This window comes from Paenibacillus ihuae, from assembly GCF_001368795.1.
GTDB classification, from domain to species: Bacteria; Bacillota; Bacilli; order Paenibacillales; family Paenibacillaceae; genus Paenibacillus_AQ; species Paenibacillus_AQ ihuae.
Window position 1 is genome coordinate 11,338 of record NZ_LN831205.1, and the last position, 1,315, is coordinate 12,652.

Sequence of the window (1,315 nt, forward strand, 5' to 3'; positions counted from 1 at the left end):
GCCAAAGGTCAAAAAGGCTCCTCTGCGATGCCGCATAAGCGTAATCCGATCGGCTGCGAGAACATCTCCGGACTGTCGCGCGTGATTCGCGGCCATATGGTTACAGCATACGAGAATGTGCCGCTCTGGCATGAACGTGATATCTCCCATTCCTCTGTGGAACGGATTATCCTGCCGGATGCAACGATGCTGCTAAACTACATGCTGAACCGCTTCGGCAACATTGTGAAGAACCTGACTGTGTTCCCGGAAAATATGAAGCGCAACATGAACCGCACCTACGGTGTTCCATTCTCGGGCCGCATCCTGACCAAGCTGATCGACAAAGGCTTCAGCCGCGAGCAGGCGTACGATACCGTGCAGCCGCGTGCGATGCAGGCCTGGGAAGAACAGACGCAGTTCCGCGATATCGTCGAAGCTACTCCGGAGATCACTGCTGTGCTTAGTCCGGAGGAAATCGAGGATGCCTTCAATCCTTCCTGGCACCTTAAGCATGTGGACACCATTTTCCGCAAGCTGGAACTTATCTAATTATTAATAAGGTAAGTTAGTGGTGAACTAAAGAGCTGGAGAATAATACGGGCGGAGGCACCGGGGAGTTGTTGTTCTGGAGCGGCAGCGACAGAATTGAACAATAAGCAGTTATGAGGAACGGAGAGGAATTTTGGAACTGTAGGAGCGGTAGCGTCCGCCTTTGTCTCCGGATTTCATCCGCTATAAGCGATATAAATCAAAGAAATCTGGAGACAACAGCGGCTGGAAGTCCAAACATTCCTTGCAGTGACCCAATTAACCAGCGAATGGTTTCAATTCTCCGGTGAAGCGGAGAACAATCAACACTCCAGCGCTTCCAGCTCAAGTATATAAGCAAGATCATTTGTTCAAGGGAGGAAAGGTCATGACATACCCTGCCGTTTCCACGGCTGTGGATCTCGTAAATGCACCGCTGCTCTATAAAGGAAAGGTTCGCGAATTGTACGATTTGGGGGAGCATGTACTGATCGTCGTTACGGACCGGATCTCCGCGTTTGACTATGTGCTCGACCCGGCGGTGCCGGACAAAGGCAATGTGCTGAACCGGCTTAGCGCCTTCTGGTTCGGCCAGACCAAAAATCTGATTGAAAACCACGTGGTACACATTGATGTGGATCAGCTTGGAGACATTGTACGGGACCGCGAGGCACTTAAAAACCGGGTGATGGTCGTACGCAAAGCCGAGCGGATCGATATTGAATGTGTGGTGCGCGGCTGCATTACCGGCGGAGGCTGGCGCCAGTATCAGGAGACCGGAAAGGTTAACGGTATTGAGCTTCCC

The 1,315-nt window shown here is 51.9% G+C and carries 2 protein-coding genes; both read left to right on the top strand.

Going from position 1 to position 1,315, the window contains the following annotated elements; all coding sequences use genetic code 11:
* The coding region (locus AQR02_RS28735; RefSeq protein WP_245237788.1) for a lyase family protein at positions 1–531 on the top strand (531 nt) is incomplete at its 5' end.
* 367 nt (positions 532–898) lie between these two features.
* On the top strand, positions 899–1,315 hold a 417-nt coding region (locus AQR02_RS28740), incomplete at its 3' end, for a phosphoribosylaminoimidazolesuccinocarboxamide synthase (protein ID WP_280818676.1).